The sequence below is a fragment of the Sphingomonas sanguinis NBRC 13937 genome (genome assembly GCF_001591005.1).
GTDB classification, from domain to species: Bacteria; Pseudomonadota; Alphaproteobacteria; order Sphingomonadales; family Sphingomonadaceae; genus Sphingomonas; species Sphingomonas sanguinis.
In genome coordinates this window covers 1-6,894 of sequence record NZ_BCTY01000088.1, presented here as the reverse complement: position 1 = coordinate 6,894, position 6,894 = coordinate 1, and the positions used below count along the sequence as shown (strand labels likewise).

The window sequence follows — 6,894 nt, the reverse complement described above, 5'->3', positions numbered from 1 at the left end:
AACTCGGGCGGCGTTACGGAGCGCATCGAGAGCCGCCTGACATGCCGTCTCGTCACGCGCGGCCTTCACCGCCGCGATGCGTGCCACCTGTCCGGCGCGCACCGCATGATTGTCGATATCGAGGATCTCGACCGGCGCTTCATCCGCCAGCCGGTATTTGTTGACCCCGACGATGACATCCTCGCCCCGGTCGACCTTAGCCGCGCGCGCCGCGCTCGCTTCCTCGATCATCGCCTTGGGCCAGCCCGCCGCGACTGCCTTGGCCATGCCGCCCTCGGCCTCGATCCGCTCGATCAGCTCCCACGCGCCGTCGACCAGGCTCTGCGTCAGGCTCTCGACATAGTAACTGCCGCCCAGCGGATCGACGACCTTCGTCATCCCCGTTTCTTCCTGCAGCACGATCTGCGTGTTGCGCGCGATCCGGGCGGAGAAGTCGGTGGGCAGCGCGATCGCCTCGTCCAGCGCATTGGTGTGCAGCGACTGGGTGCCGCCCAGCATCGCGGCCATCGCCTCGATGGTGGTGCGGATCACGTTGTTATACGGGTCCTGCTCGGTCAGCGACACGCCCGACGTCTGGCAATGGGTGCGCAGCATCTTGGAGCGCTCGTCCTTCGCCCCCAGCTGCGTCATCGCCCGGTGCCACAGCACGCGCGCGGCGCGCAGCTTGGCGACCTCCATGAAGAAGTTCATGCCGATCGCGAAGAAGAAGGACAGGCGCCCGGCGAATTTGTCGATGTCGAGCCCTGACGCCACGCCATATTTCACATATTCCATGCCGTCGGCGATGGTGAAGGCCAGCTCCTGGAGCTGCGTCGCTCCGGCCTCCTGCATGTGATAGCCCGAGATCGAGATGCTGTTGAACTTGGGCATCTCGGCCGAGGTATAGGCAAAGATGTCCGAGATGATCCGCATGCTCGGCTCGGGCGGGTAGATGTACGTGTTGCGGACCATGAACTCCTTGAGGATATCGTTCTGGATGGTCCCTTCCAGCTTGGAGCGGTGAACCCCCTGTTCCTCGGCGGCAACAATGAAGAAGGCGAGCACCGGAATCACCGCGCCGTTCATCGTCATGCTGACCGACATGGCATCCAGCGGGATGCCGTCGAACAGGATCTTCATATCCTCGACCGTGTCGATCGCGACACCCGCCTTGCCCACGTCACCCGTCACGCGCGGATGGTCGCTGTCGTAACCCCGGTGCGTCGCCAGATCGAAGGCGACCGACAGCCCCTTCTGCCCCGCCGCCAGGTTGCGCCGGTAGAAGGCGTTCGATTCCTCGGCGGTCGAGAAGCCCGCATATTGCCGGATCGTCCAGGGCCGCCCCGCATACATGCTGGCGCGCACCCCGCGCGTGAACGGCGCGAAGCCCGGCAGGCCGGGGTCCTCGCGCACATCGGCGGCGGTATAGAGCGGCTTGACCGTGATCCCTTCGGGCGTCTGCCAGTCGAGGTCGCGCCCCTTCACCTCGCGGGCGGCAAGGGCTTCCCAATCGGATAGGTCAGGGCGTTCGGCCATCGGCCACTCCTCATCCATTCGTTACGTGCGCTACTTATTTTCTTTCACTAGAGCGAAATCATCGTTCGCGCGCAAGTCTCACCGCCCCAGGAAACGCGGTGGACGCCGCTCGAAAAAGGCCCGGCCGCCCTCCTCACCGTCCTGCGTCGCGCGGGCGGCGCGCTGGTCCTCGGCCTCGCGGCTCAATGCGGTCGCATAATCGCTGTCGAACCCGGCCTGGAGCGCACGCCGCATCAGGCCCAGCGCGACGCTCGGCCCCGCCGCCAGCCGCTCGGCCAGCGCCAGGGCTTCGGCGTCCAGCGCATCGTCGGCGACGACCTTGTGGATCATGCCCCAATCCAGCGCCTTGGCCGCAGCTATGCGCTCGCCAAGCATCATCATCTCGGCGGCACGTGCGCGACCGATCAGGCGCGGCAGCATCCAGCTTGCCCCGCCGTCGGGCACCATGCCGATATTGACGAAGGCGTGGAGGAAATAAGCACCCTCGCTCGCCACGCAGAAATCGGCCGCCAGCGCGAGGCTGCACCCGATCCCAGCCGCCGCGCCACGCACCGCGCTGACTATGGGAATGGGCAGGTCGGCCAGCGTCAAGAACAGCGGGTTGAAGTGATCGACCAGTGCGCGGTGCACCGTCTCCGGGCCGATCTCGCCGCCCGAAATGTCCGCCCCTGAACAAAATGCCTTGCCCGCACCCGTCAGCAGGACGGCCCGTGCATCACCGCGCGCCGCCAACGCCTCACCGATCCGATCGAACAGTTCGGGCGGCGCCGCATTCAGGCGGTCGGGGCGGTTGAGCGTCAGCACCAGAACGCCCCCCCGGCGCTCGGCCAGCAGCATGGGCTCGCTCAATGGCCTTCTCCCTGTGTTTCCATCAGTTCGACCAGCACCCCGCCCATGTCGCGCGGGTGGAGGAAGACGACCGGCGTGCCGTGTGCGCCGATACGCGGCTGGCCCAGCAGCGTCGCGCCCTTGGCCTGAAGTTCTGCGACAGCGGCAGGAATGTCCGCGACCTCGAAGCAGAGATGATGCTGCCCGCCCGCCGGATTCTTCTTCAGGAAGTTGGCGATCGGGGAGGTGTCGTCGAGCGGCTGGATAAGCTCGATCTGGGTGTTGGGCGCATCGATGAAGCAGACCCGCACGCCCTGCGGGGGCAGGTCGAAAGGTTCGCCAATCGCGTCCGCGCCGAGCAGCTGGCGATAGGTCTCAACCGTCTTCTCGATGGAAGGGGTGGCGATGCCGATATGGTTGAGGCGGCCCAGGGTCATGATTGCACCATCGGAATAGCGGCGAGCGTATCACGCATGGTCGCCAGCGGTCCCGCCGGAGCCAGCGCCGGGCCTTTCAGGCCGGTGGATAGCTCCACGACGATCGTTTCATCGGGAGCGAGGTTCAAGGTCAGCGGTTGGGCGTCCTTGCCCTGCACCCGTGCGCCGACCTCGTGAATGCCGGGGGTCAGAGGCAGGACAGCGAAGCGCGGGCTTTTCAACTGCGCGCGCGTCGCCCCATCCACCATGACGTCGATGCCGGCCAGCTTGCCGTAAAAGCCTTTGCGGAAGACGATCAACCGCGCCGTGCCGTCCGTTACCGGTTCCAATGCCGCCTTTCGACTATCGTCGCTGGCCAAGGCGACTTTCCTGTTCCCGGCCAAACCCAGATAGGCCGCCCCCGCGACGACACCCAGCGTCAGGCCGATCAGCGGCGAAGGTAGCGGCTGACCACTTTGACCGGCCGCAGCCGATCGCAGCAGGGCCAGAAGGAACGACGTCAGCATCGCGACACCGACGACGATCGCCGCGAAGGTGATCTGCTTGGAAAGCGGTAGCTTCTTCATCCAAAGCCTCCTTCAGAAAAAGCGTCACAACGGCAGATTGTCATGCTTCTTCCATGGGTTCGCGAGGTCCTTGTTGCGCAGCTTGCGCAGGCCCAGGGCGATCCGCTTGCGGGTCGAGTGCGGCTGGATCACCTCGTCGACGAACCCCTTGCTGGCCGCCACGAACGGGTTGGCGAAGCGCGCCTCATATTCGGCCGTCCGCTCGGCGATCTCCTCGGGCGTGCGCCCGCGGAAGATGATCTCGACCGCGCCCTTAGCGCCCATCACCGCGATCTCGGCGGTCGGCCAGGCATAGTTGAGGTCGCCGCGCAGATGCTTCGACGCCATCACATCGTACGCGCCGCCATAGGCTTTGCGGGTGATGACTGTGATCTTCGGGACCGTCGCCTCGGCATAGGCAAAGAGCAGTTTGGCGCCATGCTTGATGATGCCGTTATGCTCCTGCGCGGTGCCGGGCAGGAAGCCGGGCACGTCGACAAAGGTCACGATCGGAATCTCAAACGCGTCGCAGAAGCGCACGAAGCGCGCCGCCTTGCGGCTGGCGTTGATGTCGAGCACGCCCGCCAGCACCATCGGCTGGTTGGCGACGAAGCCGACCGTCCGCCCCTCAATCCGGCCGAAGCCGGTGATGATGTTGGCGCCGTGGGCGGGCTGCACCTCGAAGAAATCGCCCTCGTCGACGACCTTCGATAGCAGTTCGTGCATATCGTACGGCTGGTTGGCGCTGGCAGGGATCAGCGTGTCGAGGCTTTCCTCGATACGGTCCCAGGCGTCGGCGGTCGGCCGCTCGGGTACGCCTTCGCGGTTGTTGGCGGGCAGGAAGTCGATGAAGTCGCGCGCCGCCAGCAGCGCCTCGATATCGTCCTCGAACGCGACGTCGGCGACGCCGGTTTTGGTGGTGTGCGTCACCGCGCCGCCCAAGGCCTCTTGCGTGACGACCTCATTGGTGACGGTCTTCACCACGTCGGGGCCGGTAACGAACATGTAGCTAGAATCCTTCACCATAAAGATGAAGTCGGTCATGGCCGGGCTGTACACCGCGCCGCCCGCGCACGGGCCCATGATGAGCGAAAGCTGCGGCACCACGCCCGACGCCAGCACATTGCGCTGGAACACCTCGGCATAGCCGCCCAGGCTGGCCACGCCTTCCTGGATGCGGGCACCACCCGAGTCGTTCAGGCCGATGACCGGCGCGCCGACCTTCATCGCCATGTCCATGATCTTGCAGATCTTCTGCGCGTGACGCTCCGACAGCGAGCCGCCGAACACGGTGAAGTCCTGGCTAAAGACGAACACCAGCCGCCCGTTGATCGTGCCCGAGCCGGTCACCACGCCGTCGCCGGGGATGACCTGTTCGGTCATACCGAAATCGGTACAGTTATGCTCGACGAACATGTCGAGTTCCTCGAAGCTGCCCTCGTCGAGCAGCACATCGAGCCGCTCGCGCGCGGTCAGCTTGCCCTTGGCGTGCTGCGCCGCGACGCGCTTCTCGCCACCACCGGCACGAGCACCCTCGCGGCGGCGTTCCAGTTCGACCATCGTCGATGCCATGACCTCTCCTTACGTCTTTGCCCGGGCTTATGCCCGAGAGGCGTAGGCGATGGCAATCGCAGGGATTTCCGCTTTCGTAAGGGGAAGGTGGGTGAAGAAGGCCGACGCTGGCCAAGCACGCTCCCCCTCCCGCAGGCGGGAGGGGGTTGGGGGGAGGGTTTGGAGTCTCGCAGAGACCCTCGCCCGTGGCCTTGCCCTCCCCCTCCCGCTTGCGGGAGGGGAGAAGAAGGTCAGATATCTAACGCCCAGCCATCCCGACCCTTGGGGTCAAACGGCGCATTCGGCACGAACCGCTCTGCCCCCGCACGCAACCGCAGCACGCTCCAGTCCCCGCGCCGGTCGACCGTCTCCAGCGCACAGCCGCAGGCTTCATAGGCCGCGACCACATCGGCGCGCTGCGTCTCCAGCAGGCCCGCCAGCACCAGGGTCGCCTCCGGCCCAGCAATCGCGGCCAGTTCCGGTGCCATGGAGATCAGCGGCCCGGCCAGAATATTGGCGATGACCAGATCATAGGGTGACGCCGCCATGATCGGATCGGCCAGCGCCCCATCGGCGACGATCAGTTCGACGCCGTCCACGCCGTTGATCGCCGCATTCTCAGCCGTCACGTCGATCGCGATCGGATCGATATCGGTCGCGACGACCTTGGCTTCCGGCCAGAGGTGGCGGGCCGCGAAGGCGAGCAGCCCGGTGCCGGTGCCGACATCGATCGCGTTCGCAATCGTCTGGCCCGCCATCGCATCGAGCATCGCCAGACACCCGCTCGTCGTCTCATGATGCCCGGTGCCGAAAGCACGGCCCGCCGGGATGTGGAAGCCGCGCAATCCTTCCGGCACCGCCTCGTCACCGGTGTGGACGAAGAAGCGCCCGACCGATAGCGGCTCCAACCCCGCCTGGCTGATCGTCACCCAGTCCTGCGCGGGCACATGCTCGACCGTGGCAGGATGGTCGCCCGCGCTCGGCACCAGCGCGCGGATCGCTTCGATGGTGGCGGCATCGGGCTCCGCCTCGAAATAGGCGTCGAGCCGCCAATGCTCGCGGTCGTCCTCCACCTCCTCGGTGGTCATGATAACCGCCTCGATCGCCAGATCGTCGGCCGCGTCGATCGCCTCCGCCTCATCGCGGGTGCAGGGCAGGGTCAGCTTCCAGCTGTCAGCGGACATAGCTGGCTCCATTCACGTCGAGGATCGCGCCGGTCATCGAAGGCGGCGCATCGGTGCACAGGAAACGGACGGTCGCGGCGACCTCCTCCGGGCTGGCGACCCGGCCGAGCGGGATATCGGCAAGCAACTTGTCCCCGCCCCGGCTGGCCAGATAGTCGTCGGCCATGCCGGTCATGGTGAAGCCGGGGCAGACGGCGAAGGCGAGGATGCCCTGCGCCGCATAGCCGCGCGCTATGGTCTTGGTCATCGCGACCATGCCGCCCTTGGACGCGGCATAATGCCAATGGGCGGGCGAGTCGCCGCGATAGGCGGCGCGGCTGGCGATGCTGACGATCCGCCCACCGACGCCCCGTTCCTGCCAGTGCAGCACGGCGAGGCGGCAGAGTTCGGCCGAGGCGGTCAGGTTGACCTGCATCGTCCGCGCCCAGCTCTCCGACCAGTCGTCGGCGTCCAGCGGGCTCGCCTCGAAGATACCGGCATTGTTGACGAGGACGTCGATCGCGCCGCCCGCCTGCTCCAGTGCCTCGGCCCAGAGCCGGGCGGGCGCATCGAGTTCGGAAAGATCGGCGGCCAGATTCGCGCCGGGGCCGCTGCGCGTGGCATGGCCCAGGACCCGCGTGTCGGGCAGGTCGCCCAGGCTCGATGCGATGGCCGCACCGATGCCTCGGCTGCTGCCCGTTACCAATATCGTCGTCATGCCCCTGCCGTGCCGGGCGAGGACCTATGCGTCAACCGGCTGGATCGATCCTCCCCGGCACGGGGAGGGGGACCGCCGCGAAGCGATGGTGGAGGGGGCGTGCCGGGATGGATGTCCCTTGAGGAAGCCCCCCCCCC

7 protein-coding genes are annotated in these 6,894 nt (G+C 66.5%); all 7 read right to left on the bottom strand.

Translation table 11 applies throughout. From position 1 onward, the window contains the following. Positions 1 to 1,515 (bottom strand): methylmalonyl-CoA mutase (scpA, locus tag SSA01S_RS18445; RefSeq protein ID WP_061781570.1); only part of this gene is annotated, 1,515 nt, incomplete at its 3' end. Between the two features lie 78 nt (positions 1,516 to 1,593). Next, positions 1,594 to 2,352, bottom strand: coding sequence for an enoyl-CoA hydratase-related protein (locus tag SSA01S_RS18440; RefSeq protein ID WP_170171545.1), 759 nt, complete (start codon positions 2,350 to 2,352; stop codon positions 1,594 to 1,596). 8 nt (positions 2,353 to 2,360) lie between these two features. Continuing rightward, the gene (mce, locus tag SSA01S_RS18435) at positions 2,361 to 2,780 is read right to left on the bottom strand and encodes a methylmalonyl-CoA epimerase (RefSeq protein WP_061781568.1); all 420 of its coding nucleotides are present in this window, start codon (positions 2,778 to 2,780) and stop codon (positions 2,361 to 2,363) included. After that, on the bottom strand, positions 2,777 to 3,346 hold the full coding sequence (locus SSA01S_RS18430) for a hypothetical protein (RefSeq protein ID WP_061781567.1): 570 nt from the start codon (positions 3,344 to 3,346) through the stop codon (positions 2,777 to 2,779). Before SSA01S_RS18430 ends, mce begins: the two co-directional genes overlap by 4 nt. A 24-nt stretch (positions 3,347 to 3,370) precedes the next feature. Beyond that, entirely contained in the window at positions 3,371 to 4,897 is a 1,527-nt protein-coding gene (locus SSA01S_RS18425) for an acyl-CoA carboxylase subunit beta (protein WP_061781566.1), read from the bottom strand. A gap of 230 nt (positions 4,898 to 5,127) precedes the next feature. Then, positions 5,128 to 6,060 (bottom strand): 50S ribosomal protein L11 methyltransferase, encoded by a 933-nt coding sequence (locus SSA01S_RS18420; RefSeq protein ID WP_061781565.1) that lies wholly within the window; start codon positions 6,058 to 6,060, stop codon positions 5,128 to 5,130. After that, positions 6,050 to 6,757 carry an SDR family NAD(P)-dependent oxidoreductase gene (locus tag SSA01S_RS18415; protein ID WP_061781564.1) on the bottom strand — a complete coding sequence of 236 codons (708 nt, stop codon included), beginning with the start codon at positions 6,755 to 6,757 and terminating at the stop codon, positions 6,050 to 6,052. Before SSA01S_RS18415 ends, SSA01S_RS18420 begins: the two co-directional genes overlap by 11 nt. Positions 6,758 to 6,894 lie beyond the last annotated feature (137 nt).

Coding starts and splice junctions, on each gene's coding strand:
- SSA01S_RS18440 (WP_170171545.1), bottom strand. CDS start 2,352: ATGCTGCTGGCCGAGCGCCGGGGGGGCGTTCTGGTGCTGACGCTCAAC.
- mce (WP_061781568.1), bottom strand. CDS start 2,780: ATGACCCTGGGCCGCCTCAACCATATCGGCATCGCCACCCCTTCCATC.
- SSA01S_RS18430 (WP_061781567.1), bottom strand. CDS start 3,346: ATGAAGAAGCTACCGCTTTCCAAGCAGATCACCTTCGCGGCGATCGTC.
- SSA01S_RS18425 (WP_061781566.1), bottom strand. CDS start 4,897: ATGGCATCGACGATGGTCGAACTGGAACGCCGCCGCGAGGGTGCTCGT.
- SSA01S_RS18420 (WP_061781565.1), bottom strand. CDS start 6,060: ATGTCCGCTGACAGCTGGAAGCTGACCCTGCCCTGCACCCGCGATGAG.
- SSA01S_RS18415 (WP_061781564.1), bottom strand. CDS start 6,757: ATGACGACGATATTGGTAACGGGCAGCAGCCGAGGCATCGGTGCGGCC.